The 25063-nt window shown below is 61.0% G+C and carries 27 protein-coding genes; 12 read left to right on the forward strand and 15 right to left on the reverse strand.

Features of this window, described 5'->3' with window-relative positions:
- Positions 1-34: 34 nt before the first annotated feature.
- The 6 genes from GMO_RS14780 to GMO_RS12015 all read left to right on the forward strand — a co-directional run bounded on the left by GMO_RS14780 (position 35) and on the right by GMO_RS12015 (position 6464).
- The gene (locus GMO_RS14780; protein ID WP_082086091.1) at positions 35-298 is read left to right on the forward strand and encodes a transposase; all 264 of its coding nucleotides are present in this window, start codon (positions 35-37) and stop codon (positions 296-298) included.
- Between the two features lie 351 nt (positions 299-649).
- Positions 650-1393: an IclR family transcriptional regulator gene (locus GMO_RS13640; protein WP_008852690.1), complete on the forward strand. Its 744-nt coding sequence runs from the start codon at positions 650-652 to the stop codon at positions 1391-1393.
- Positions 1390-1677, forward strand: coding sequence for a YtcA family lipoprotein (locus tag GMO_RS12000; RefSeq protein WP_048851986.1), 288 nt, complete (start codon positions 1390-1392; stop codon positions 1675-1677). The genes GMO_RS13640 and GMO_RS12000 overlap by 4 nt, the downstream gene beginning before the upstream one ends.
- Positions 1677-2696: an efflux RND transporter periplasmic adaptor subunit gene (locus GMO_RS12005; RefSeq protein ID WP_008852691.1), complete on the forward strand. Its 1020-nt coding sequence runs from the start codon at positions 1677-1679 to the stop codon at positions 2694-2696. The genes GMO_RS12000 and GMO_RS12005 overlap by 1 nt, the downstream gene beginning before the upstream one ends.
- 5 nt (positions 2697-2701) lie before the next feature.
- The gene (locus GMO_RS13645; protein ID WP_082086093.1) at positions 2702-4927 is read left to right on the forward strand and encodes an FUSC family protein; all 2226 of its coding nucleotides are present in this window, start codon (positions 2702-2704) and stop codon (positions 4925-4927) included.
- Positions 4884-6464: a TolC family protein gene (locus GMO_RS12015; protein WP_050801482.1), complete on the forward strand. Its 1581-nt coding sequence runs from the start codon at positions 4884-4886 to the stop codon at positions 6462-6464. The genes GMO_RS13645 and GMO_RS12015 overlap by 44 nt, the downstream gene beginning before the upstream one ends.
- 31 nt (positions 6465-6495) lie before the next feature.
- Here GMO_RS12015 and GMO_RS12020 read toward each other — a convergent pair whose 3' ends face one another.
- The gene (locus tag GMO_RS12020) at positions 6496-7512 is read right to left on the reverse strand and encodes a zinc-dependent alcohol dehydrogenase family protein (RefSeq protein ID WP_040509583.1); all 1017 of its coding nucleotides are present in this window, start codon (positions 7510-7512) and stop codon (positions 6496-6498) included.
- Between the two features lie 71 nt (positions 7513-7583).
- On the opposite strand from GMO_RS12020, the gene GMO_RS12025 reads away from it, so the two are divergent.
- The gene (locus GMO_RS12025; protein ID WP_008852695.1) at positions 7584-7934 is read left to right on the forward strand and encodes a MerR family transcriptional regulator; all 351 of its coding nucleotides are present in this window, start codon (positions 7584-7586) and stop codon (positions 7932-7934) included.
- A gap of 136 nt (positions 7935-8070) precedes the next feature.
- Here the strand turns inward: GMO_RS12025 and GMO_RS12030 are convergent, their stop codons facing one another.
- Entirely contained in the window at positions 8071-8640 is a 570-nt protein-coding gene (locus GMO_RS12030) for a glutathione binding-like protein (protein WP_008852696.1), read from the reverse strand.
- Positions 8641-8769: 129 nt separating this feature from the next.
- Positions 8770-9351 (reverse strand): TetR/AcrR family transcriptional regulator, encoded by a 582-nt coding sequence (locus GMO_RS12035; RefSeq protein WP_040509586.1) that lies wholly within the window; start codon positions 9349-9351, stop codon positions 8770-8772.
- Positions 9352-9439: 88 nt separating this feature from the next.
- On the opposite strand from GMO_RS12035, the gene GMO_RS12040 reads away from it, so the two are divergent.
- Complete coding sequence (locus GMO_RS12040) at positions 9440-10036, forward strand: glutathione S-transferase family protein (RefSeq protein WP_008852698.1); 597 nt, start codon at positions 9440-9442, stop codon at positions 10034-10036.
- A 63-nt stretch (positions 10037-10099) separates the two neighbouring features.
- Positions 10100-11020 carry a LysR family transcriptional regulator gene (locus GMO_RS12045; RefSeq protein ID WP_048851989.1) on the forward strand — a complete coding sequence of 307 codons (921 nt, stop codon included), beginning with the start codon at positions 10100-10102 and terminating at the stop codon, positions 11018-11020.
- On the opposite strand, the gene GMO_RS12050 is transcribed toward GMO_RS12045, so the two are convergent.
- The 12 genes from GMO_RS12050 to GMO_RS12105 form a co-directional block, all read right to left on the reverse strand.
- A complete protein-coding gene (locus GMO_RS12050) occupies positions 11017-11241 on the reverse strand; it encodes a DUF2274 domain-containing protein (RefSeq protein ID WP_139064472.1) in 225 nt (74 codons plus the stop codon). The two genes, GMO_RS12045 and GMO_RS12050, sit on opposite strands and share 4 nt — an antisense overlap.
- 2 nt (positions 11242-11243) lie before the next feature.
- The gene (locus tag GMO_RS12055; protein ID WP_008852701.1) at positions 11244-12446 is read right to left on the reverse strand and encodes a TrbI/VirB10 family protein; all 1203 of its coding nucleotides are present in this window, start codon (positions 12444-12446) and stop codon (positions 11244-11246) included.
- Positions 12443-13444 carry a P-type conjugative transfer protein TrbG gene (gene trbG, locus GMO_RS12060; protein WP_008852702.1) on the reverse strand — a complete coding sequence of 334 codons (1002 nt, stop codon included), beginning with the start codon at positions 13442-13444 and terminating at the stop codon, positions 12443-12445. The genes GMO_RS12055 and trbG overlap by 4 nt, the downstream gene beginning before the upstream one ends.
- Entirely contained in the window at positions 13441-14124 is a 684-nt protein-coding gene (gene trbF / locus GMO_RS12065; protein ID WP_008852703.1) for a conjugal transfer protein TrbF, read from the reverse strand. Before trbF ends, trbG begins: the two co-directional genes overlap by 4 nt.
- 5 nt (positions 14125-14129) lie before the next feature.
- Entirely contained in the window at positions 14130-15515 is a 1386-nt protein-coding gene (gene trbL, locus GMO_RS12070) for a P-type conjugative transfer protein TrbL (protein ID WP_008852704.1), read from the reverse strand.
- 5 nt (positions 15516-15520) lie between these two features.
- The gene (gene trbJ / locus GMO_RS12075; protein WP_008852705.1) at positions 15521-16294 is read right to left on the reverse strand and encodes a P-type conjugative transfer protein TrbJ; all 774 of its coding nucleotides are present in this window, start codon (positions 16292-16294) and stop codon (positions 15521-15523) included.
- Positions 16291-18744: a conjugal transfer protein TrbE gene (gene trbE, locus GMO_RS12080; RefSeq protein WP_008852706.1), complete on the reverse strand. Its 2454-nt coding sequence runs from the start codon at positions 18742-18744 to the stop codon at positions 16291-16293. The genes trbJ and trbE overlap by 4 nt, the downstream gene beginning before the upstream one ends.
- 9 nt (positions 18745-18753) lie before the next feature.
- Positions 18754-19038 carry a VirB3 family type IV secretion system protein gene (locus GMO_RS12085; RefSeq protein WP_008852707.1) on the reverse strand — a complete coding sequence of 95 codons (285 nt, stop codon included), beginning with the start codon at positions 19036-19038 and terminating at the stop codon, positions 18754-18756.
- Positions 19038-19406 carry a TrbC/VirB2 family protein gene (locus GMO_RS12090; RefSeq protein WP_083813681.1) on the reverse strand — a complete coding sequence of 123 codons (369 nt, stop codon included), beginning with the start codon at positions 19404-19406 and terminating at the stop codon, positions 19038-19040. Before GMO_RS12090 ends, GMO_RS12085 begins: the two co-directional genes overlap by 1 nt.
- On the reverse strand, positions 19403-20407 hold the full coding sequence (trbB, locus tag GMO_RS12095) for a P-type conjugative transfer ATPase TrbB (protein ID WP_175282623.1): 1005 nt from the start codon (positions 20405-20407) through the stop codon (positions 19403-19405). The genes GMO_RS12090 and trbB overlap by 4 nt, the downstream gene beginning before the upstream one ends.
- A gap of 148 nt (positions 20408-20555) precedes the next feature.
- Positions 20556-20987 carry a ribbon-helix-helix protein, CopG family gene (locus GMO_RS12100; protein ID WP_008852710.1) on the reverse strand — a complete coding sequence of 144 codons (432 nt, stop codon included), beginning with the start codon at positions 20985-20987 and terminating at the stop codon, positions 20556-20558.
- A 7-nt stretch (positions 20988-20994) separates the two neighbouring features.
- Positions 20995-22992 carry a conjugal transfer protein TraG gene (locus GMO_RS12105; RefSeq protein ID WP_008852711.1) on the reverse strand — a complete coding sequence of 666 codons (1998 nt, stop codon included), beginning with the start codon at positions 22990-22992 and terminating at the stop codon, positions 20995-20997.
- Positions 22993-23163: 171 nt separating this feature from the next.
- Here GMO_RS12105 and GMO_RS14450 point away from each other — a divergent pair, with 171 nt between their 5' ends.
- From GMO_RS14450 to GMO_RS12120, 3 genes are all read left to right on the forward strand, one after another.
- Positions 23164-23316: a hypothetical protein gene (locus GMO_RS14450; RefSeq protein ID WP_007396835.1), complete on the forward strand. Its 153-nt coding sequence runs from the start codon at positions 23164-23166 to the stop codon at positions 23314-23316.
- A gap of 189 nt (positions 23317-23505) precedes the next feature.
- On the forward strand, positions 23506-24168 hold the full coding sequence (locus tag GMO_RS12115; RefSeq protein ID WP_040509591.1) for a hypothetical protein: 663 nt from the start codon (positions 23506-23508) through the stop codon (positions 24166-24168).
- Positions 24093-25061 carry an abortive infection family protein gene (locus GMO_RS12120; RefSeq protein ID WP_245528494.1) on the forward strand — a complete coding sequence of 323 codons (969 nt, stop codon included), beginning with the start codon at positions 24093-24095 and terminating at the stop codon, positions 25059-25061. Before GMO_RS12115 ends, GMO_RS12120 begins: the two co-directional genes overlap by 76 nt.
- Positions 25062-25063: the final 2 nt, after the last annotated feature.

The following is a 25063-nucleotide window of genomic DNA, read 5'->3' on the forward strand; positions in this document are numbered from 1 at the left end:
CTTAAGACTTGTCTTATGAAATCCTGGTCGCTGTATGCCACAAAGACAGCAGTCAAGAGCGAGCCACCTCCTCGCTGCTGAAGAGAGCGACTGTTCGCCGCATACGTTGAACAAATGGGTCAAAAAGGCGGAAGTCGAGACGGGCAAGCGTGCCACCGTCCCAACGAAAATTGCCGATCGACCCAAGGCGCTGGAGCGGGAAGTGCGCGGGCTACGCCAGGGCGTCATTCGTGGTAAGCCGAAACGCGCAATGATCAAGGACAGAAGCGCACCGTGCCCGCTCGACAAAGTAAACTGACAGTTCAAGGTGCTTGCACCTAACCGGCGCTCCCATTCTGCCCGATGAGAAATAGCCAGAACGAGCAGGCACACACGCATTCCTGTCAGCAACCTATGTGATCCAGAAATGGACCACAGGGCATTCAATGAGTCCAATTTTTGTCATCACTCCTTTATAAAGAAAAATTATTTTAAGTTCCCATATGAGAACAATGTAAATGTTGACGAGGCACATAACGAATAATAACATAATAAATACAACTTGTGTTCTCATACAAGAACTAACATTGATCGTCGCTAACGGTTGCCTTCCACTTGCGACAGGAACGCAGTCCCCAGTCAGGACGCGGAGATACCGGGATATTTATCAGTGCGAACAGACGTCAAATCGGCGCTCAGGACCATCAGCCTGCTGGAACTCCTGTCCCGGCCGGGAGCAGAACTGACACATACGCAGATCGTGGAGTGTCTCGATGTTCCGAAAAGCAGCCTGACGCCGTTGCTCCAGACCCTTGTCGACCATGGATACATCTCTCGGGACAGGATCACACATACCTATAGTCTGGGAGAGGCGATCGACCATCTCATGACCCCCGCCCGGCACCTGATTTTCCTGCGCGAGCGTCTGGCTCCTGTTGTCATCCAGTTGGCGGAAGATACGGACGAGACAGCGCTGTTCGGGATCCGACAGGGCCTTGAGGTCCGCGTCATCAACATGGCTCAGGGCAACACGCGTACACCCTATCAGATTCATGAGGGAGAGCACCTTCCCCTGAAGGCCAGTTCCGCCGGCAAGACAATCTGGGCACATGAGACGCGTACGGTCCGGGTCGCACTGTTCCAGGCGATCGAAGCTAATGAAGAAAACAGTCCCAGCCGTGCGGCCTTCGACCGCGACATGAAGGACGTGGCGCAACGTGGCATCGCCATCATGCGTGACAAGCTGGCGGTGGGCGTGACCAGTGTTTCCACACCGCTTTTCACTTCCGATGGACGCCTGCTCGGCGCATTGAGCGTGGGTCTGCTCAGTGCGCGTTATACCGAGGCGATGCACGAGAAAATCGTGTCCGCGCTGCAGCGCGCGGTGACTGCAGCGCAGGAACGCCTCGCATGAGCGCGCCATCCCTGTTTCGGCTCGGTCGGGTGATTAGTGGCTTGGGCCTGTGCGTCATTCCCTTTCTGACGGCGTGTACAGCCGCCCCGGCCCAGAACATCGCTGGCTCATTCTTCCCGTCATGGCTGCTTTGCGCTGCTGGTGGCGCACTCGGAGCCGTCGCCACGCGCGCAGCCCTCGGTGCGACAGGGATTGGGACAGGCGTGCCTTTCCCGTTGCTTACCTATCCAGCCATAGCGGGCAGTATCACCTTGGCGCTCTGGCTCGTGCTCTTCGGTCACTGATGATGAACGGACGGAAAACCGCTGGTATTGCGATCAGCGTAGCCGCATTCCTGTCATTGGGCGGCCTGTCCCTGCTGGCGGCAGAACGCCTGCACCACCGGCCCCGTACCGACGATGCTTACCTGTGGGCCGATGTCATACACATGGCGCCAGACGTCAGCGGTCGGGTCACGAAACTGGCGGTACGCGATAACCAGCGCGTCCATCGCAACGAGGTGCTCTACGTCATTGATCAGGAGCCATATCAGTACGCCCGTGACCAGGCGCTCGCACAGTTGCATAACCTTCAGGCCCAGCTTGCGATCGAGACTACACAGGTGGAATCCCAGGTTTCACATGCCGATGCAAGCCGAAGCGGTGTTCCGGGCGCTCAGGCGCGTCTGGATCTCGCGCAACGCACGCTGGCGCGTCTGGCACCACTGGAACGAAACGGCTTCGTAACGGTCGAGCAACTCGACCAGGCGCGTACCGAGGTCGCGACCGCAAAGGCGGCCCTTGACGAAGCGCAACAGGCCGCAACGGGCGCGCGGCAGGCGGTGCGCAGCATTGCGCCGCTTGAAGCGGCTGTGGCCGGTGCTCGCTCTGCCCTGTCCCTGGCCGAACGCAATCTCCGGGTCACGGTAGTACGGGCGCCCTGCGACGGAATCGTGACGGCGCTCGATGTCTCGGCCGGCGAATATGCCGTCGCAGGCCATCCCCTTTTCACCATCGTCAATACGGAAGAATGGTGGGCTGTCGGGAATTTCCGTGAAACCCAGCTCGCTGGAACGCAGACGGGACAGAATGCCGAGGTCTATCTGGTCGGCATGACCGGCCGCCATGTCCACGGGATCGTTGACAGCCTCAACGCCGGCGTTCTTCCCGATGAAGGCACAACCGCCGACGGCCTGCCCCGTGTTCCGCGAAGCCTGAACTGGGTCCGGATTGCCCAGCGTTTCCCTGTGCGTGTCAAACTGATTGATCCGCCGCCTGATCTTGTCCGTATCGGCGAGACCGTCAGCGTTGTCATCGACCGATAGACACCATGAGTACAGCCGACATCCGGCGGCACTTTGTGCCACCAGCATTTGATCAGGGTGATCCTCCATCAGGACTCCGCGCACTCTGGCATGAAATGAAATCCGTGCCCGGACGCGGAAAAAATACGGCCCGACTTGTGATCATTACCCTGCTCTGCACCGTTATCGGGGAAGTTTTCCGTGTCCCGTTCATCGCGGTCTTTCCCTGGATCGCCTTCCTTCTGGCAGGCAACGATCAGGGGACAACGCTAGCCGTAGCGCCCATGGGCACCGTCATGCTGGTCATTGGTATTGGCGTTACCATCCTGATCTTCATGGTGAGCCTGTCCCAGCCAGCCGTCCGACTGCCCCTGATGGTGCTCATGGCATTCGCCGCGGGCTTCCTGGGACAAGCCACTACCTTGGGCCCCTTCCTGAACATCCTGTGCTTCTGGGTCTTTTTCAATGTGACGCTCGGGGATTCGGCTATCGGGCTGGCGCTCACAACGCCAGTTTTCATCGGTGATACGACCGATTCCCTGGTTCCCGATCTGTTGCTCATGCCACCGGAAGAGGCCCTGGTGCGGATTACGCTCTGGGTCGGCCTGCTCTTCGTCATCGCGGTCACGGTCCTGGTTCTGGGAGATCGGCTGATGGGGCGAGATCCGGCGCTAGCTGTCAGGGAGGGTCTTTCGTCACGGCTGCTTGCCTGCTCAGCCTTCTGCGCTGGCAAGCCCGATGCCTATCGGGCACTTTTCATGCAGGCGCAGGCAGGGGCTGGCGGTCTGACCCGACTGCATGCCCTGTCCGTGAAGGTTCACGGCATGGCACCCTATCATGCCGCAGGACGCGCCCTGATCCGCGATGTCAGCCAGTTGGGCCTGCTCCTGCTGGCCTGGCGCCGCATCATGCCCCGGACGCCCGAAACCGAACCATACCTCGCCAGAATGGCTGCATTCTGCGAGGCCGCTGCGGCGGCGATCCGTGAAAATCGGCCGGTGAACGGTCTGACAGATACCATGCCAGACGGTCAGGCTGACGCTCCCGGTGTCGAACCGCTAACCCGTGAGCTGCACCGCGTCCTGACACTGATCGCGATGGTTCTGGCGCGCCCTGACCAGCCAGATCCAGCCATTCTCCCCGAAGTCGTCAGCAGGCCCCGCAGTCTGTTCAAGGCGGATGCCTTTACCAATCCCGCCTATGTCCGATACGCGCTCCGCCTGACGCTGGCGGTCTGCATCTGCTACGCCGTGGAACGCCTGACTGACTGGGAAGGCATCCATACCGCCATCCTCACCTGCTTTGTCGTGTCGCTGGAGACCCTGGGCGACACGCTGCACAAGATGGTGCTGCGGATATGCGGATGCCTGCTCGGCGCTGCCGCAGGGATCGGGTCGATCCTGCTGCTCATGCCTTATCTGACCGATATTGGTGACCTGCTTCTTCTCCTGCTGCCCGTCGTGACGCTGGGGGCATGGATCAAGTCGGGCAGCCTGCGCATCTCCTATGCCGGAACACAGCTCGTTCTCGCGTTCTTCATGTGCGTTCTGCAAAACTACGGCCCGACCCTGAACATGGAGGCCGGACGGAACCGTGTCGTCGGCATGCTGCTGGCCAACGTTGTCCTGTTCATGTGCAACGCCCTGATCTGGCCCCGCAGTGTCGGCAGCATCGCGCGGCGCCAGATGACAGTTGCGGCTGACCGCCTGGCTGACCTCGCCGTTCATGAAAGCCCCGCAGGTTCTCTCGTCGACCACACCCGTGAACGCCTGCTGGGCGCATTTTCAGCAGCCTCCGGAGCGGCCCGTGGCGCGCTGGTCAATGACATTCTTGAACCGGGCAAGGCACAGCATCATGCCGGACAGCCACTCGACAGCGATCTCGTCACCCGATTGCAGTTCCTCTCGGTCCCCATCCTGATGACCGCGTCCCTTCCATTCGGCACCCGCACGGACGACAGGGTACGGACGGTTTTCCATCATTATCAGACAGAGGTCGCCAACTGGCTCAGGCAGTTCGGCCACTGGATCGCAACCGGAGAGGACAGGCTCGGCTTATGGGCGACCCTCCCCATGATCCCATCTGTGATGACGGATGGCATGTCTTCCGAAGATAAGGGCCTATGCACCAGCCTGGCCGTCTGGTCGCGTGTCTTCAGCGAGGAGGCAAGGGACCTGCTGCGCTCTGTGCTTCCCCTGGCACCGGAAGATGCTGTTCCTCCCTATCCCGAAGAAAGCCACGCCCATGCGTAACAGGCTTCAGCCGTTCCTGTGCCTTCTTGGCATCATGGCGACCGCGCCTATTCTGGGCGGCTGCAACGATACGCTGGATCTGGCGCCGGATGCGCCCGATCACGCCTGGCATTCAGACGTCAGCACGCAACAGGCATCCGGCCATCATGGTCTCGTCATACCGAAGGATATAGCAGATCACGATTATTCGCTGCCAGCCGATCCTGACCTGCCTGTCCGGCAGACTGATATCCTGCCTGACAAAGGCCATCCTTATTCACTGCCCGAACTGATCGATCTGGCTGAACGCAACAACAAGCAGACCCGTATCGCCTGGGAGCAGGCCCGGCAGGCCGCGATTGGTGTCGGTCTTTCGCAGGCGTCCTACCTGCCACAGATCTCGGCCAGCATCCTGGGTGGTTACAATCGCCTTGCGCTTCCGTTGCCTTCCTATCTGTCGCAACGCGGATACATGACGTCTGATTCCGAAGCGATCTATCCCAAGCTTACGTTGAGCTACCTCCTGTTCGATTTCGGAGCGCGCGACGCCGGCGTGCGCGAAGCCCGCAATGAATCCTATGCCAGCAACGTCATGTTCAATGCCGCCCATCAGCGCCTTCTGCTCGGTGTCGCGCGCGCCTATTATGCACTTGACGCCGCGACGGCCAATCTCGCTTCCGCCCGTCAGGCCCTGGACAATGCGAACCTGCTGCTAAGGGCCGCGCAGGCCCGACGGGATAACGGGGAAAGCACCATTGTCGATCTGGAAGTCGCCCGTCGCAATGCGGCACAGACCGATTACCAGCTGCAGCAGGCCGTCGCCATGGAGCATTCGGCACATTATGAGCTGCTCGACGCAATGGGACTGCCGGCGACCACGGCGCTTACGGTCAGTGGAAGTGCCGAAAAGACACTTCCACCGGCCATACCCGGTCATATCCACCAGCTCATGGAGGAGGCGCTGAGGCAGCGTCCGGATATTCAGGCCGGTCTTGCCCGCCTGCGCGCTGCAAACGCCGCCGTGGACGTGGCCCATGCCTCGCTGATGCCCAGGATTTCCATAGGCGCGAATGTCGAAGGCTATATCGGCCAGATGCGAACGCGGGGGACCGATCTGCTCGGCACACCGACGCCTTCTCCCAACGCGGGAATCGTGCAACCGGAAGGCGGAGCTTTCATGCAGTTCGACTGGCCGATTTTCATGGGCGGCCAACGTACGAATGAAATCCGCCTTTCCGAATCCCGGGCAGCGCAGGCGAAAGACACTCTGGAGCAACAGACGGATACTGCGACACGCGAAGTTGCCACGACGGAAGACGCGCTTCAGACAAGCCTGTCACAGGTGAACGCCGCCATGGCCCTGCGCGCGGCGGCTGACCGCGCCTTTCGGGCTGCAGCACAGGCTTATGCCCATGGTGTCGGCACCCTGACTGATGCATCGAGCACAGCCAGCGCGCTACGACAGGCGCAGGCAGCCTATGCGCAGAGTCATGCTCAGGCCCTGACCAATGCCGTGGCCCTTGCATTCGTGACAGGTTCACTCACGGGCACGCCCTGAATTTCCGAATAGAGTAACTGAGAAAGACATTTTATGAAGAGACGTTGACCACGATCTTTCCAAAGTGATTCGCGCTCTGAAGATAGTCATAGGCCTCCCCTGCCTGTTCGAAAGGAAAGATCCTGTCGATGACAGGATGGATCTCCTGCTGAGTCAAAAACGCATTCATTTCCCGAAAGTGGTCACCAGAGCCCACAGTAATCCCGTCAATGCTGGCATTGGTGCTGCGGATACGATCGATATCCGGGCGCGGTCCAAAGCCGGTCAGCACACCAATCTGGGCAATGTGGCCACCGGCCCCGATCGATTTGATGGATCGGGGGTAGGTCTCCGGTCCGCCCAGTTCCAGGACATGGCTGACACCGTCTCCATGGGTAACCGTGTTGACAGCTTCATCCCAGTCCGGCGTCCTGACATAATTGATCAGCTCGGATGCACCCAGTTTCCGGGCACGTGAAAGCTTTTCGTCGGAAGACGAGATGATGATGACCTGCGCTTCCCTGGCTACGGCAAACTGAAGCGCAAACAGCGCCACGCCACCCGTTCCCTGAACAAGAACGGTATCGCCTTTGCGCAGATGTCCCCTGACCATGAGCGCCTGCCATGCCGTCACTGCAGCACACGGTAAAGTCGCGGCCTCCTCAAAGGAGAGATGCACAGGCTTTGCGATGAGCGACCCGGCCGGGACGCTGACATAGTCCTGCAGAACGCCTTCCGTGTTGGGACCACCAAAGGCCGAACGCATGTAGTCATTTCGAAAGATACCGCCGATCCAGTCCCGAAAGAACGGAATGCATACAGGATCGCCTTCCTTCCAGTCGGCTACGCCCTTCCCTACTGCTGCAACAAGACCTGCAGCATCAGAAAGTGGCACGCGGCCAGCGGCTGCCGTCATGGCCGGATCCCCCAGAAGAAGCAGATCCCGATAATTCAGGCTGGCAGCCTGTATTTTCACCAGAACCTCGTCCGGAACAGGCGAAGGATCCGGCGCTTCATCCAGAACGGGACGGACGCCATTTTCGGTATGTTTCAGTCGGTAAAGTCGCATGTGCATATTCTCCGTGCGGTGATGCGACAGGCACGCTAAGGTCTGACAGCGCTGTCAGGGTCAAGGAGAAAATGATGAAGATCGGCGAGCTGGCCCGTCGCACGGGTGTGAGTATCCGCATGCTGCGCTATTACGAACAGGAAGGCCTGATTGCGCCCGATCGACAGGAATCCGGCTATCGGGACTATTCGGAAGGCGATGAGATCGCGGTCCGGCGCATCCAGATGCTCACCGAAGCGGGCCTGAAACTGGACGCGATCCGGCAGTTGCTGCCCTGTATCCTGACCGATGACCCAAGCTTTCAGCCCTGCGATAACCTGCGCGCCATTCTGCAACGTGAACGACGGAAGATGGACGCACAGATCGACCGCCTTCAGGCCAGCAGGGATATGCTGGGGCGCTACATCGATCAGACTGGTTAACCCGCTACGCCAGAGTCAGGACGGGTTCCAACTGCTGATTGTCCTGTCTTACCGGGTGACGGATCGGGCTGTCTGACCGAACAGGATTTTCTTCCCCTCTTCCGTCACGCTGGGTCGCGCTGACAGGTCTTTCCCTTTACTCATAGGCCCGTATCGTTGCCGGGCGCGCTGCAATGGTATCAAACCAGCGCTTCAGGTTCGGAAACTCATCAAGGTTCTGCTGCTGGCGCTGCCACGGCACGACCCACGGATAGCTGGCCATGTCCGCAATGCTGTAATCGGCGCCACCGAGGAATGGCACCCGCGCCAGACGCCGGTCCATCACGCCATACAGACGGTTGGTCTCGTTGACATAGCGTGTGATGGCGTAGGGAATTTTCTCTGGCGCATACTGTCCGAAATGATGGTTCTGCCCCGCCATCGGTCCCAGACCGCCGACCTGCCAAAACAGCCATTCGGTGACCGCCGTGCGACCCCGGATATCCTCAGGCAGAAACCGGTCTGTCTTCTCCGCGAGATAGAGCAGGATTGCCCCTGATTCAAAAACGCTGATGGCCTCACCGTCATCTTTCGGGCTCCGGTCAATGATCGCGGGCATCCGGTTATTGGGAGAAATGGCCAGAAACTCCGGCCGAAACTGATCTCCCGCGCTGATATCGACAGGATGAATGGTGTATGCCAGCGCGGCGTCCGCGACTGCGCCCATCAGGCCGACGTGCCCCCCCCTCCATGAACGAGCCTGCCCCCTGGCGAGCAAGCGTCTGACCAAGCTGCTCTGCTGCGTTCTGGTACATGGGATCATTTCCATTTTCTGATCCGCAGAATACGACGACTCTCAACGCTTTTTCCTTTCCTGTTTGTTGAGAGGCGGGGAGGAAAGCAATGACGAGGTAGCGATCTCGCGGGCCTTTTCCGCAACTCGACGGAGTGGTGCCACATCTCCAGACGTCGTGATCCAGAGCGTGGCGCCCTCGAGCTGCGCCAACGTATCCGCCGCAACGGCATCCGGGTCGGGAATATCGCCAGCCTGCAATATCTGGGCCATTTGCTCACGCAGGGATACAAAGAACTGACTGACCGCTGCCTGGGCGTCAGGCGTAGCCGACGTTACGCCATAGGCTAGATGCAACCCGACGCAGCGCTGCCGCTCCTCAAAAGTCTTTTCGATGCGTCCGACCATAGTCCGCCAAGCGAGCCGCCAGTCGTCCTGCGGATCGGGGAGCCCATCAACCGTTTCTTCCAGTGTAAGAGCCAGAACTTCCGGAACCAGAGACTCCTTGTTCGGAAAACGTGTGTAAAGACTGGCCTTTTTCAGCCCGACGCGGGTCGCGAGATCCTGCATGGAGGCACCGTCGTAACCATGCTCTCGAAACAGCTCTCGGGCCTCTATCACGATATTACGCAGCGTAGTTTTCATTTTCGTCTTTACACCCGACCGGTCGGAAGTATTTTATAGTCCTGCCTGATCTCGGCGGCAAGCAGTATGGGAAGGGGGTTACAATACGATGCAGCTCTATGACCTCGAACTGTCCGGAAATTGCTACAAGGTGCGCCTATTCGCGGCCCTGACCGGAATTGAACTGGAGCTTGTCCCCATTGACCTAAGCGCAGGCGAGCAGAAGAATGCAGCCTTCACAGCACTCAATCCCTGGCAGGAATTACCGGTTCTCATTGATGGACCAACGGTCATTCGGGATTCCCAGGCTATTCTCGTCTATCTGGCTGCAAAACTGGAAACTCGGAACTGGTGGCCGGAAGATGGTCGTTCGCAAGCCCTGATCATGGAATGGCTATCAATCGCCGCTTCTGAAGTGCGGAACGGTCCAAACGCGGCACGACTGATCCGCAAATTCGGTTATCCGCTGGATATCGAGGCGGCAATCCGATGGACAAATCGGCTTCTACCCCGGATTGACGCCTATCTTACCGCCCACGACTGGCTGGCACTGGAGCGCCCGACCATCGCGGACTGTGCTGTCTTTCCTTACCTGGCACTTGCCCCAGAGGGTGGCATCAATCTGGCGCCTTACCGAGCCCTGCGACACTGGTTCGACCGGGTTCGTGCGCAGCCCGGCTTCATGCCAATGCCGGGCTTGTCATGAGAGGCGGCTTCAACCTTGCCTCATGCACCGCCAGCCAGACATGGCCACCTACCGGATAGCGTCATGCACCGGCCACCGTTCGATCTCTGGCACCTGCTCTGCGTGCGGGCTATTGCGGAACACGGCAGCATCCAAGCAGCGGCCCGCGCCCTCAGGGTCAAGCAGTCTTCGGTAAGTCGTTTCCTCCAAAAGCTGGAGCAGAGGATCGGAGTGGAATTATTCCTCCGTTCACCGTCAGGCACGACTCCTACCCCAGCGGGAATCGAATTCATCAATGCAGCCCGCGATGTCCTCAGTCGAGTCACGCATATGCGCGATATCGCCCATAAAGCCGGTCGAGGAGAACGCGGCGTAATCATCATCGGCGTCCAGAGTTGCGTGGCTCCTGGTCGCATACTGGAAATACTTCGTAGCTTCCTTAGCGATTATCCGGATGTAACACTCCAATTCTCGGAGGGGGACAGAAACACTCTGCTAAGCGATCTCGACCTGCGTCTGATCGACCTTGCAGTTGTAACCGGACCATACTCCGTCAAAAGAACCACCGCCCTCACACTCTGGAGCGAACAGATCGTCGCAGCGCTCCCAGCCTCACATCCGTTGGCCCATCAACCGAAACTTTTCTGGCACGATCTTCGTGATGATATTTTCCTGATTGGACGCGATAATGCTGGTGAAGAATTCAGTGATCTCCTGCTACGCAAACTGAGTCGTCAGGGGGACAAACCGAACCTGCAATTCCATGATATTGGCAGCATACGCATACTGGCACTCGTTGCCGAAGGTATGGGAATTGGCCTCCTGACGGATGCCTGGATACGGGTCCGATCTAGCCTTGCGCTGAAAGATATCAGAATCGTAGATATTTCAGACGGAGGCAGTCCCTCCCATCTTGATTACATGGCTGCGTGGCGTAACGACAGCACCAGCCCCGTGCTAAAGAAGCTCGTCGGTCATTTTCATGCGGAACGCGCACGCGTTTAACTGGCTTTCCGACGTCGGACTTTTGCAAACCCACGATCCGACGCCATGAACCGGGTGATCATCGGCACGATCAGCTTCGCCGGATCCACAGGACCATCCTCCGAATTCACTCTAGCGATGGCCTGTGCATAGGTCTCAAGATCGCGAAATACCGAAGCCGGGACTTCTACGGTAAGTTTCACGGGTTTTTCATCGAGAACATTCCTGATTTTCAGTTCCATGTTCATTCTCCTTCATGTGGATGCCAGGGTTTCAGAACCAGATCGCGATTGACGATCAGCGTGAACGGCAGGCCGGGCCGGTCGGTCAGCGTGGGCTGAATATCCATACTGCGGTCGATCAGGCGGTTTCCCACCATGGAAAACCCGTTGCTGGCACCGCTGCGGATCGCCTGAAGCAGGTTATTCTCACCCCATGATGTCCCGGCTTCGGACCCGACGCTCAGCATGGTTGTCACCAGTGCAGCCCTGAAAAGCTGGCCCCAATGCTGGTCCACCAGATCCTTGAGCCCGGTCTGGCCGATCGCATCGGCACCCGGGATCCTGTCGAGCACGAGGCTCTCACCATCGGGACGGATGAGACGGGTCCAGATCACCTGCGTGCGCTGCTGCCCGAACGAGACGCTGCTGTTATAAGTGCCGAACAGGGTGCTGCCCTGAGGCACAAGCAGATAGCGTCCGGTCGGACTGTCATAGACGTTCTGCGTCACATGCCCGATCAGTTGCCCTGGCAGGTCCGAACTGACCTTCGAGTTGAGCGCACCCGCGATAATCGTCCCCGCCTGAATGACGTATGGGGAAACAGGCAGCGCCAGACGATCCGGGCTGACCGTCACACGATCGGGCTGTCCCACCAGAAAGGCGCGGTTGGCGACCTGCCGGTCGTTTGTGCTCGCAGGGGCAGCCGGAGCGTCTTTCCCGGTTGAAGGCGACGCAGGGGCAGGCACGCTGTCCTGCCGCCCGGCATCCTGCGTCTGCACGAACAGCTTGCTGGCGATGGCTGCCTCGACTTCCTGTTCGGCGCGCCGGTCACCCATACCGGAAACCGGTCCGGCCCTGCCTTCCTGCTGTGCCTTCAGGATCGGTTTGCCCAGATCACCGGGCAAAGGCGACCCCAGCCTGGGCACGCCGATATAATCCTTCGGCAGGGCATCAAGCCCATCGGCCGAGGGCCGCACATCGGAATCCTGCACGGCAGACGTTGGACCCTGCCGGGCGGAATTCTGCAGCGCATAGCCCAGCGCCAAACCTATCCCGATCATACCCGTGCCCGCCAGACCCCAGACAACATAGCGCGACAGACGCACGACACGCGGTCGTTCCGCCCGCAGACGCAGATCGGGCGGCGATGGCGGGACCGCTGGGGATGCGTTTTCTGTGCCGCCCTCCCCGCTTTCGTCCCGGCGTTCTTCCTGTCCGTCCGTCATGTCCGCCGTCCATCGGTGCGTACGATGCGCACCCGCTGCTCGGAATGTTTGTCGCCCAGACGCAGTTCCGCAGCGCCAAACAGGCGATCGACGATTATCCAGTTCTGCCGCACCCGATAATTGACCAGTTCCGGCCCGCCATCGGCCCCCAGCACGAAGAACGGGGGCAGTTCCCCCTGCCCTATCCCGGCCGGAAAGGCGATGTAGACCTTGTGGCCGTCATCAAAGGCCCGGCTGGGCAACCAGGGCGGGGTCCCGCCTTTCACCGGCTGGATGGTGTAGCGGAAATTCAGGGCGTTCAGATCCAGCCCTACATCCACCGGTACAGAGTCATCGGCCGCACTGTCCTGCCGATGTAGGGCAATCAGGTCGTCCTCGGGGTAATCCCACGACACCGACGCCATGTACGTCGCCGGCGTGGAGCGCAGTTCCGCCAGATAGGTCCGCCGATCCGTGTTGACGATCAGATTGGTGGTGAGGTCCGGCCGGGTTGGTTTGACCAGGATATGGATGCGTTTTGTCGCCCCTGCCCCGCTCTCGGTATCGCCGATGATCCAGCGCACAGTGTCACCGGCAGCGACAGGCCCCGTGCCGACCAACTTTTCACCCTGCTGGAGCATGATGTCGGTGATTTCGCCGGGCGAGGTATAAACCTGATAGAGAGCGCCCGAAGAATAAGGATAGACCTGCACCGCATTGATGAACCCGGCCCGCGTGGGCTGGATGCGCGCCGCCACATTGGCCTGCGTCACACGCACTGTGGGGTCGGCGACTTCGGGGGCCGGATGGATCGCGTGTCGTGAGGGCAACGGCTTGAGCTGTCCCGGCAAGGGAAGCGGTTTCGGGACTTCCACCACCCGCACCGGTTTTGGCAGGTCCGGCAGACGTGTCGCCTGAACAGCGTCATCGTAGCGGATGACCGGCGGATGGTAATGCTGCGCACATCCGGCCAGGGGCAGGACAAGCAACGGCAGGACACGAAGAGCGCGACGAATCATTGGCCCAGCTCCTTCGACCAGTTGATGGCAGAGACAAAAACACCAAGGGGATTTTTCCGAAGATGGTCGGCATCACGGGGTGGGCTGAGCCGGACCGAGACAATGGCAGTCCAGCGCTCGGTGCTGACAAAGGCCCCGTCGCGGAAATGGCGCTCGACCCAGGCGATCCGGAAACTCGCGGGCGACGCCCGGATGACGGACGACACGTCCAGTTCGACCTGCTCATGTCCGATGCGGGCAAAGGGATCGTTCTGACGGGCATAATCGTTGAGCGCCTGCGCGCCCGACGTGGTGGTGAAAGCGTAGGCGCGCAGCCAGTCCTGCCGCACCACCACGGGATCGGAGGACAGGCTGCGGACGTCCTCGATGAACCGGGCCAGATACCAGGCGATCTGCGGGTCCGTCGGCACATAGGCGGCTGTTGCGGGCGCCACGACCTGCGCCTCGCCCAGACGGTCCACCTGCACGACCCACGGCGTGATGGTGCCGCGTGCGGACTGCCAGACCAGTCCGGCCCCGAGACCTGATGACAGAAACAGGCTGCCAAACGCCATCAGCCGCCAGTTGCGGGCCTGCACGCGGGCGGAACCGATGCGTTCATCCCATATCTGGGCGGCTTTCTGATAGGGGGTAACCGGTTCCGGCGTCGTGCCGTAGCGCACCGTGGAGCGACGGAACATCGTCCTCATTCCTTTTCCGACAGATCGATGGAGGAAGATCCGCCCCCGCCATCGGCGGAGCGGATGACATGCGCCGCCTCGGCAGCATGGGCGGCGGCATTGCGGCGCTTCATCTTCTGCGCCCAGCGCGGGGGCTCACTGGCGGATGATGCCGACGAGGATGACCCCGTTCCGCCTGCCGACGCCCCCGTCTCAGCAGCGCCACTACCCGAACCGGTTGTCCGACCACCAGTCGCGGTAAAGGCCGCCTTGCTGCCCGATGAGAAACTATCTTTCATGGCGCTGGCCGCACTCGCCGCCTTGTTCTTCACAGCGCCTGCAGCCGCAGACCCGGCCGCCCGGCCAATGCCGCCTACACCAGCAGCCATCCGGGCACCGGCACTCCCGCTGGCTGCGGTCGCGGACCCGAGCGTGTAGGCTGTTGATGCCGCGCCTGCTACAGCCGCCCCTCCCCGCGCGGCCGCTGCCGTGGCGGCCAAGGCTGCTCCACCACCAGAAACAGCCGCGCCGACGCCGGCCACGGCAGCGGCCCCCATGCCAGCCACAGCCATGCCCGTACCGACAGCGGCACCCGCGCCAAGCTGGGGCGCGCCAGCGATCAGCCCGTTGGCCAGACTGCCCCCGAAAATCGCAAGGCCCACAATGGCCAGTGAGGCGATCACCACGGACAGGGCCTGCCCGACCGTGGGCTGCACATCGCCATAGGAGGTGGTGAACTGGCCAAAAAGAGTGGCGGCAATGCCGCTGATCACGGCCAGCACCATGATCTTTACGCCCGAGGAGACGACATTGCCCATGACCTTTTCGGCAAGAAAAGCCGTACGGTTGAACAGGGCAAACGGGATCAGCACAAACCCTGCCAGCGTGGTCAGCTTGAATTCGATCAGGGCGACAAAGAGCTGCACGGCGAGAATGAAGAATGCCGCCAGCACGATCAGCCAAGAGAGGCAGAGCACGAAGATCTGCGCGAAATTGGTAAAGAAAGCGACAGGACCAAGCAGTTTATGGACTGAGTCCAGCAGCGGCTGCGCCGCATCGAACCCGGTCTGGGCCAGACGGCCGGGCCGCAGGAACTGGTCCAGCGACAGCGTGCCCCCACCGGCTTTCAGGCCAAGGGCGGCGAAACTGTCAAAGACGGTCTTCGACAGACTGGAAAAATTGCTGATCAGGAAGGAAAAGAACCCGATATAGAGCGTCTTTTTCACCAGACGCTGGATGACATCCTCGTCCGCCGCCCAGGCCCAGAACAGACCCGCCAGCGCCATGTCGAGCACGGACAGCGATCCCGCGAGCGAGATCATACTCCCCTTCACCAGACCGAATCCGGTATCGATAGAGGTAGTGAAAGTGTTCAGAAAGGTGTCGATGACGCCGACATCGTTCATCGCCATGGCGGTCAGTTCCCGCTGCTGCCGAACATGGACACCGTGCCGGGAGTGTAGGCGTCATGCTGCGCGAAATGCTGGTACTGCGCCTCACTCTCCGCTTCCGTGGCGGCATTCCGCGCCCGCTCCAGCGCCGCAGCCCGGCCGTTGGCGGCAAGCTCGGCCTGAATGTCCGAAAGCTGCCGGGACTGCAGGGCCATAAGCTGGTTGCCAGCCTGCGCCGCCTGCAGAGCACCTGTGGAATCCTGGCTGGCCGAGACAAGCTGGGTCATGGCGCTGCTGTCGGAAGGAATGTTCCCCACGACGCGCGCCTGCAGTTTCAGGGCGTCCTCAAACCCGCCTACGGAATTCTGCCACCGTGTCTGCGCCTGGCTGAACAGGACGCTGTCGGACATGCCCGACGAGACGGATGTGTAGGCCTGCTGGTATTGCTGCTCGACGGACTGGACGCTGTAAGCGATGTTCTGTGCCTGCGCGAGCAGTGCCGTGGTCTGGGAAATCGTCGATTGCAGCGTGGACAGGGTCGATAGCGGCAGGCTCGTCAGATTGCGGCCCTGATTGACCAGCATCTGTGCCTGATTGGCCAGCGAGGTGATCTGATTATCGATCTGCTGGAGGGTCCGGGCTGCAATGAGAACATTCTGGACATGGTTCGCTCCGTCATAGACCGCCCACTGCGCATGGGCGGGCACGACCGACATGAGAAAAATCAGAGCGGCTCCCACAGCTGCGGCACACCCGGGACGGAAATGTCTCGCCCGGATACGGAAAGGTTTTTCCATCATGGTACGGCTCCTTCGCGCAGGAGGTCCGCCGCCCACATGACACCCCGCGCCTCGAACCAGGCCGGGAGAAAACCGTCCCGCCTATGTTCCGCCAGCACCTGATCGATCAGACGGTGGTCATCCTTCCCGGATGCCGCGCACAGGGCGAGTGCGACCGGCCCGAGCCCCAGTTCGAACAGGCGATTGCCGCGCCGGGTCTGGCAGTAATATTCCCGCTTCGACGCGGCACGGGCGATGATGGTGATCTGCCGCTCGTTCAGCCCGAAATCACGGTAGATGGCCGCGATCTGCGGCTCAATCGCCCGTTCGTTGGGCAGGAAGATCCGTGTAGGACAGCTTTCCACTACCGCCGGAGCGATGGAGGAATTGGCGATATCGGACAGGCTCTGGGTGGCAAACACCACCGAGGCGTTCTTCTTACGCAGGGTTTTCAGCCACTCCCGGAGTTGCCCTGCGAAATCGCCGTCATCCAGAACGAGCCAGCCCTCGTCGATGACCAGCAGCGTCGGACGCCCATCCAGACGGCCTTCGATGCGATGGAAGAGATAGGACAGCACGGGAGAAGCGGCCCCAGAGCCGATCAGACCTTCGGTCTCAAACACCACGACGTCGGCCTCACCCAGCCGCTCAGCGTCCGCATCCAGCAGGCGACCATAAGGACCACCAAGGCAATAGGGAGCCAGCGCCTGTTTCAGGGCGTTGGATTGAAGCAGCGCCACCACGCCTGACAGGGTCCGTTCATGAGCAGGCGACGACGCCAGGGAATTCAGGGCCGACCAGAGGTGAGACTTCACCTCCGGGGTGAGCGCTACCCCCTCGCCAACGAGGATCTGCCCCAGCCATTCCGCTGTCCAGGCGCGCTCGGTCGGATCGTCGATACAGGCCAGCGGCTGAAGCGAGACGCCGCTGCCCTGTTTGCCTGCCCCATGATCTGCGTTTTCCTGCTCCGTCAGGCCTCCACCGAGATCATGCCAGTCCCCGCCCATCGCCAGTGTCGCGGCCCGCAGCGAGCCGCCAAAATCGAAGGCAAAGACCTGCGCGCCCGCGTAGCGGCGGAACTGCAGCACCATGAGCGCCAGCAGCACGGATTTCCCCGCCCCTGTCGGTCCGGCGATCAAGGTGTGGCCGACATCGCCAACATGCAGGGAAAACCGGAAGGGCGTGGCCCCGGCAGTCTTGCCGTAGAAAAGAGGCGGTGCGTTGAAATGCCCGTCCCGTTCAGGCCCGGCCCAGACAGCAGAGAGCGGAATCATGTGCGCGAGGTTCAGGGTCGAAACCGGCGGCTGGCGGACGTTGGCGTAGACATGGCCGGGTAATGACCCCAGCCATGCCTCCACCGCGTTCAGGCTTTCCGCCATGCAGGTGAAGTCACGCCCCTGAATGATCTTTTCGACCAGACGCAGTTTTTCTGCTGCGATCGAGGCAGAGCCGTCCCATACCGTGACGGTCGCTGTGATATAGGCCTGCCCGACATCGTCGGCACCGAGCGACTGCAACGCCAGATCGGCGTCGGCTGCCTTGTTGGCTGCGTCATTGTCCACCAGCACCGAGGCCTCGTTGGTCATGACCTCGCGGATGATGGCGACGATGGATTTCCGCTTGGCAAACCACTGACGACGGATCTTCGTCAGCACCTTCGTCGCATCGGTCTTGTCGAGCAGGATCGCCCGCGTGGACCAGCGATAGGGAATGGCGAGACGGTTCAGGTCATCCAGAATTCCGGGGAAGGTCCGCGACGGGAAGCCAGTGATCGTCAGGGTTTTGAGGAAGGCACTCCCCAGTTTGGGCTCCAGACCGCCTGCCAGGGGATGATCCACCAGCAGAGCGTCGAGGTGCATCGGGATTTCCGGCACCCGGACCCGCTGGTTCCGCGTCGAAATGGTGGAATGCAGGTAGGTGAGCGTCTCGCCATCATTCAGCCAGGCGGCTTCGGGCATGAAACCGTCCAGCAGGGCCAGCAGACGGTCAGTCCGGTCGATAAAGCCCCTGACCAGACTCTGCGGATCATGCCCGTCGCGCTCCATGCCTTCATAGAGCAGGCGCTCGGCACGGCCCGAGGTTTCCACGGGTGGCAGCCAGACCAGGGTCAGAAAATACCGGCTCTCGAAATGCACGCCTTCATCCTCGAAGGCTTCCCGGCGTTCCAGATCGACCATCTGGCTGGCGGCATCAGGGAAATCGCTTTCGGGATAGAGGGTCGCCGGGGTGCGCTGCGCCTCCACAAACACGGCCCACCCCGAACCCAGACGCCGCAGGGCGCTGTTCAGCCGCCCCGTCACGCCCACCAGTTCGGCCGGGGTGGCGCTGTCCAGATCGGGACCACGGATGCGCGCCGTGCGCTGGAAGCTGCCATCCTTGTTCAGAACCACGCCCTCCCCGACCAGCGCGGCCCAGGGCAGGAAGTCGGACAGGACGGCGACACGGCTGCGATATTCACCAAGGGACATCATGGCCCTCCCCTATGCGCGAAGCCAGGCGGGGTAGCGGAGATGTCGCCGCCCCACCTCGATGAACAGCGGGTCGCGCTTCGCCCCCCAGATCGCGAGGGTGTGCCCCACGATCCAGAACACCGCCCCGACAAGCCAGAGCCGCAGGCCGAGGGCTATGGCGGAGGCCAGCGTACCGTTGGCGATGGCCACGGCCCGTGGCGCACCACCCAGCAGGATTGGTTCCGTCAGGGAGCGATGCACTGGCACGAAATAGCCGGGCACGGCCTCGGCTTCAGGATCGAAGAGAACCGCCATCAGATTAGCGCTCCGCCCGAGAAGGAAAAGAAGGACAGGAAGAAGCTGGACGCCGCAAAAGCGATGCTGAGTCCGAAGACGATCTGGATCAGGCGACGGAACCCGCCCGATGTTTCGCCGAAGGCCAGGGTCAGACCGGTAATGGTGATGATGATCACCGAGATGATCTTCGCCACCGGTCCCTGCACGGATTCCAGTATCTCGTTGAGCGGTGTCTCCCACGGCATCCCCGTGCCGGACGCCCATGCCGATGATGCGAAAACAAGCGACAGCAGCGTGGATGTTCCGAACACACGAAGGTCCGACATACGACGGTCAGGACGTGCTCCAGCGCACACGATGGCGCGCAGACGTGAAGGCGACCTCATGATGATTCTCCATTGGCAGAGAATGATGTTTCGGAAGAAGAGAGGCTGACCGGGCGGAGGCGATAGGCTCCGGTCGTGGGATCGAGACCGTCGATTTCGGCCAGTTCGGACAGGCGCCGAGCCATGCCGCGCCCCGAGAGCACGGCGATCACGTCGATGGTTTCGGCGATCATGGCGCGTGGCACCGTGACCACGGCCTCCTGGATCAACTGTTCCAGGCGATACAGGGCAGCGAGCACCGATCCGGCGTGCAGCGTGCCGATGCCACCCGGATGGCCAGTCCCCCATGCCTTGACCAGATCAAGCGCTTCGACCCCACGCACCTCACCGATCGGAATACGGTCGGGACGCAGACGCAGGGCAGAGCGCACCAGTTCGGACAGGGTCACGACACCATCCTTTGTTCGCATCGCGATAAGATTGGATGCCGTGCATTGCAGTTCGCGCGTATCCTCGATCAGGACGACGCGATCATCGGTTTTCGCAACCTCGGCCAGGAGGGCGTTGACCAGCGTGGTCTTGCCGGTCGATGTCCCACCGGCGACCAGGATGTTTTTCCGTTCCACGACAGCGCGGCGCAGAAACACCGCCTGCACCTCCATCATGATTCCGGCGGTGACATAGTCGTCGAGGGTGAAGACGGCCACGGCGGGCTTGCGGATGGCGAAACTCGGGGCTGTCACCACTGGCGGCAGCAACCCCTCGAACCGCTCACCGGTTGGCAGTTCGGCTGACACGCGCGGTGCTGCTTCATGCACCTCCGCCCCGACATGGTTTGCGACCAGGCGTACGATGCGCTCGGCATCGGCCGGCGTAACCCTGTCGCCCGTATCGCCCAGCCCCTCGGACAGACGGTCGACCCACAGCCGCCCATCGGGATTGAGCATCACCTCAATGATGGTGGGATCAGCAAGGTGCCCCGAGATCGCCGATCCCATCGCCGTGCGCAGCATGGACATGCCGCGCTGTCGGGCTCCATTGTCAATCGGTGTAACTGCCATGGGAATCCCCGTCCGTCCGGGTCATCCGGCCTGCCCGGACGACGACGGGGATTATTAGAGCGTGTTGTTTTCTCCCGTTTTCAACAGCATTTTCCTACGATCGTACAGGATCGTAATGGATGCGGTTTTTACTTGCTGACTGCGGACCTCATGCTTCCGATGTGGGCGGCACATCCTCCGGGATCTCATGCCGGAAGAGTAGCCCTCGGCTGAGTCGCCGGCCAAGGGCGGCCACGAACGCCTCGTAGCGTTCCGCCCCCTGCGCCCGCGCCGCCGCTGCGGCCGGTTCCGGCAAGGGTGGGCTGACCGTCATCCAGTAGCGGATGAACAGGGCCAGCGTCTCAAGGCTGATCCCGAGATCGCGTTCCATGCGGGCGACCTGCCGGTCGAGGCGGTCCAGCCTGCGGCTCATCGCCGCCTCTCGCCGCTCATCGGCATCCGGCGATAGGAAGGATGCGATGGCGGCTTCCGCCACTAGGGAAAGGGACAGATCGCGCCGCGCGGCGTGCGCGGTCAGAGCATCCAGCAGCTTTGGTTCCAGATATACAGACAGCCGCGCCTTTTTCGGGGATGTCCTCATTGCGCCCTCACAGCCCAAGGTCATTGCCACGGTCGAGTCCTGCTTGCCGGGCAATCCGTGTCAGGTCGGCACGATCCCGTGCTTCCCAATCCGGTGGCAGTTCCTCGCCAAAGAGGTCAGGTGCCGCACGCCGCTTGCGTTTGTCGGTCTCCGCCGGATCATGCTCGCGCGACCATTTCCGCCCCGCGCCGAGCGATTCATCGCTGTCGGCATCGTCGGCCTTGTCAGGTTCCGCCGCCGACGTTTTCTCTGGCGGCGGGGTGGCAGGAAGCGCGCGGCCACTCCAGTCATCAGGCCGGACAGACCGTGGCAATTGCGCGGGATCTGGCGGCGGCAGGACGCGCTCGACAAACCAGCGATCCCGGAAATACCGCGCCTTCCGCGCACGGATCGGCGGACACCCCGCCACCATGACCACTTCCTCCCGGGCCGGGATCTGCATGACTTCGCCCACCGTCATCAGGGGCCGCGCACTCTCCTGCCGTGATACCATGAGATGCCCGAGCCAAGGCGACAGCCGGTGCCCGGCATAGTTCTTCTGCGACCGGATCTCGGTGGCCACCCCCAGACCGTCGGACACGCGCTTTGCTGTACGTTCATCGTTCGTGGCGAAACTGACCCGAACATGGCAATTATCGAGAATACTGTTGTTCTGACCATAAGCCTTGTCGATCTGGTTCAGGCTCTGGGCAATCAGGAACGCCTTGATCCCGTAGCCCGCCATAAAGGCCAGCGCGCTCTCGAAGAAATCCAGACGGCCGAGGGCAGGAAACTCGTCGAGCATCAGCAGCAGGCGACGCCGCCCCTCCCGACCAGACAGATCTTCCGTCAGCCGCCGCCCGATCTGGTTGAGGATCAGGCGGATCAGCGGCTTGGTGCGGCTGATATCCGAGGGCGGGATAACGAAATACAGCGAGACAGACTGGTCGCCCTCCAGCAGATCACTTATCCGCCATTCGCAGCGACTGGTCACGGTGGCTACCACGGGATCACGGTAGAGACCGAGAAACGACATGGCGGTGGACAGTACGCCAGAGCGTTCATTGTCCGACTTGTTCAGCAATTCCCGTGCGGCCGAGGCCACGACGGGGTGAGGCCCCACCTTCCCGAGATGGAGTGTACGCATCATGGCGGACAGGGTCGCCTCGATCGACCGCTTCGGATCGGAGAGGAATTTCGCCACCCCGGCGAGGGTCTTGTCGTCCTCGGCATAAAGCACATGCAGGATCGCTCCGACCAGCAGGGCATGGGAGGTCTTCTCCCAGTGGTTGCGCCGTTCCAGCGAACCCTCGGGATCGACCAGGATGTCGGCAATGTTCTGCACGTCACGAACTTCCGACGCCCCGCGCCGGACCTCCAGCAGCGGGTTATAGGCCGAGGACGCCGGATTGGTCGGATCGAACAGCAGCACCCGCCCGAAGCGATTACGGAAACCGGCGGTGATCTGCCAGTTCTCACCTTTGATGTCATGGATGATGGCGGAACCCGGCCAGGTCAGGAGCGTGGGGATCACCATCCCCACACCCTTGCCGGTGCGCGTCGGCGCGAAGGTCAGGACGTGCTCGGGACCGTCATGTCGGAGATAGGCCCGGCGGTATTTGCCCAGCACCACGCCATCCTCGCCCAGCAGTCCGGCCGCGCGGATTTCCGCATCCTCCGCCCAGCGGGCGGAGCCATAGGTCGCCGCGCGCTTCGCCTCGCGGGCGCGGTGAACGGACAGCGCCACAGCTGCGGCAAAGGCCAGCACCCCGCCCGAACCTGCGATCCAGGCGCCGCGCGCGAACACTGCCGGGGCATAGGCGTCGAACTCGTACCACCACCAGAAGAACAGCGGCGGGGCATAGACTGGCCAGCGGTGCAGGATCGTGAACCACGGTCGGCCGAGTTCCGGCTGGAACCCCAGTTCCCAGGCCGTCCACTGTGTCGCCGTCCACCAGGACAGCACGATCATGGACAGGACCACGAGAGCCTGTCCCCACTGGATACGTGTTCCCGGCTGGTCCATCGAGTCCTCCTCTGCCATCGGAGACAGCGAAGAACCGGGATTTTCCGGGAAGCAAGCGTCCTGTGTCACCTGTCGTACCAGTGCGTACAGGAGCGAAAAAATACTTGCACGTTGCGGACTACAGCCAAACCCGCACATCATGCGCAGAATAACCCCGGAAGGAGTCGAGCCATGACCGGATCATCGCCCCTCTTCCCCCCGTCTGACGATACCGTCGATCAGCAATGCACGGAGGAACAGCGGAAGCTCGACCATGTGATTGATGCGGTGAACGCATTGCACACAGGGCACGGCTTCCTGAGCGATGAATTTCCAACGCTTTAAACTGCCCGCCATAGTCACTCTGGCCAAGGCGCTTGACGGGCAATATAAAGAAAAAGGCCCGCCTTTCGGCGGGCCTTAATATATCCTTGGACGATGAGGGGGGGCATAAGCCCGCGTTCTCAAAGCCGCTGCGTTCTTATATCGTGGCTCTGATGCCACCGTCAATATCGTGCCTACAGGAACTCCTCATTGCCTTTCTCCCCGGCCGAGATACGGGATCTGCCCGTCGTCATTTCCGCACCACGCTTTGCAACATACCTGCAAGCCATGGGCAACGACCGGGAAAAGGCTCTCGTGCTTTATGAGTGGAATCTCGACGTTTCATCGGCGCTGATCATCCCGCTTCAGGTCTGCGAGGTTGCTGTCCGCAATGGCATCGCTGAAGCGATTGAGCACGTCCATGGTGCCAACTGGCCATGGAACAATGGTTTCATCCGAAGCCTGCCTCGCCCGAAGGGTCGGGCACGATATAACCCGGCGATCGATCTTCAAGCTCGCGCCGCGATACTGCCTACCACCGGCAAAATTATAGCCGAATTAAAGTTTGCATTCTGGGAGAACATTTTCACTGCTGGTCAGGACAGTCGCATCTGGAACACACATTTGCGTAACTGTTTCCCCGGAGCCCCATCAGGACAAACGATACCGCAATTGCGGGCAGCGGCCTATGCGGACCTCCAGATCATTCGACGTCTGAGGAACCGGATCGCACATCACGAACCAATCTTCACTCGCAATATCGCCGATGATTATCAACGGATCCATGACATGATCGCATGGCGCAGTCAGGTGGCCGCCGCCTGGATGGACCGAAAGCAGACCGTTCTCACCCTGCTCGCGATGAAGCCATGACCAACAAGTTCTCTCCGTTTGTCATCAAAGCCTTGGTCGACACAATCACGGGTGGTGCTGGAAACGATAATACACCCCCAATCGGGGTCTATCGCTCAGGCCCCCAAATCGAGCAGTTCTTTCTCAACTGTGGCCTCGACATGCGTATTGGCGCGAGTTCGCGCGTCCCGGCCACAACTGACTTCCTCCGCAAGGTCGCCAACCACCCTGATGGTAACGCTGAGGTCTATCTCACCCGGATTATCGAACAGGTCTGTGACCCCCGCACCTATCTGGAGCATCCTGACAGAGCGACCGCTGTACGCGAGCATCTCAACAAGGCTCTTGGAGCTGACCAGTTGGCCGTCGTTATCGTCGGCGGGAAGGCTGTTCTGACAGAGCGTCAGGGAGCCGGCGGAATTGTCGAACCATTTATCAAGAAAGTGGCCACGCTGGATTTCGACACGGTCCAGATGGAAATCGCAAGGGCTCTCCCCAATCTGGAAAGCGATCCGGAAGATGCGGTGACAGCGGCCTGTTCCCTGATTGAGGCGGTGTGCCGTTCGATCCTCGTGGAACTTGCCCTGCCACTGCCGCCCAAAAAGGATATTGATGGGCTGATCCGCGCTGTGCAGATACCCCTTGGCCTATCTCCTGGGCGTACCGATCTCCCGTCGGAAATAGAAGCGGACATCCGTCAGACGCTCAGTGGTCTCACCTCCGTTGCCAAAGGCATTGGCGCATTACGAACGCACGGTGGAGATGCGCATGGTCGCGAAAAAGGTTTCCGGCGCATTGACGCGCGGATTGCTCGGCTTGCCATCAATGCGGCGAGTTCGTTGGCACTGTTCCTGATCGAAACCTGGGAACGCCAGGAACATCGCACCCTGCCCCAACATGCTGAGCATCTCTGAAG

This window comes from Gluconobacter morbifer G707 (genome assembly GCF_000234355.1).
Lineage (GTDB): Bacteria > Pseudomonadota > Alphaproteobacteria > Acetobacterales > Acetobacteraceae > Gluconobacter > Gluconobacter morbifer.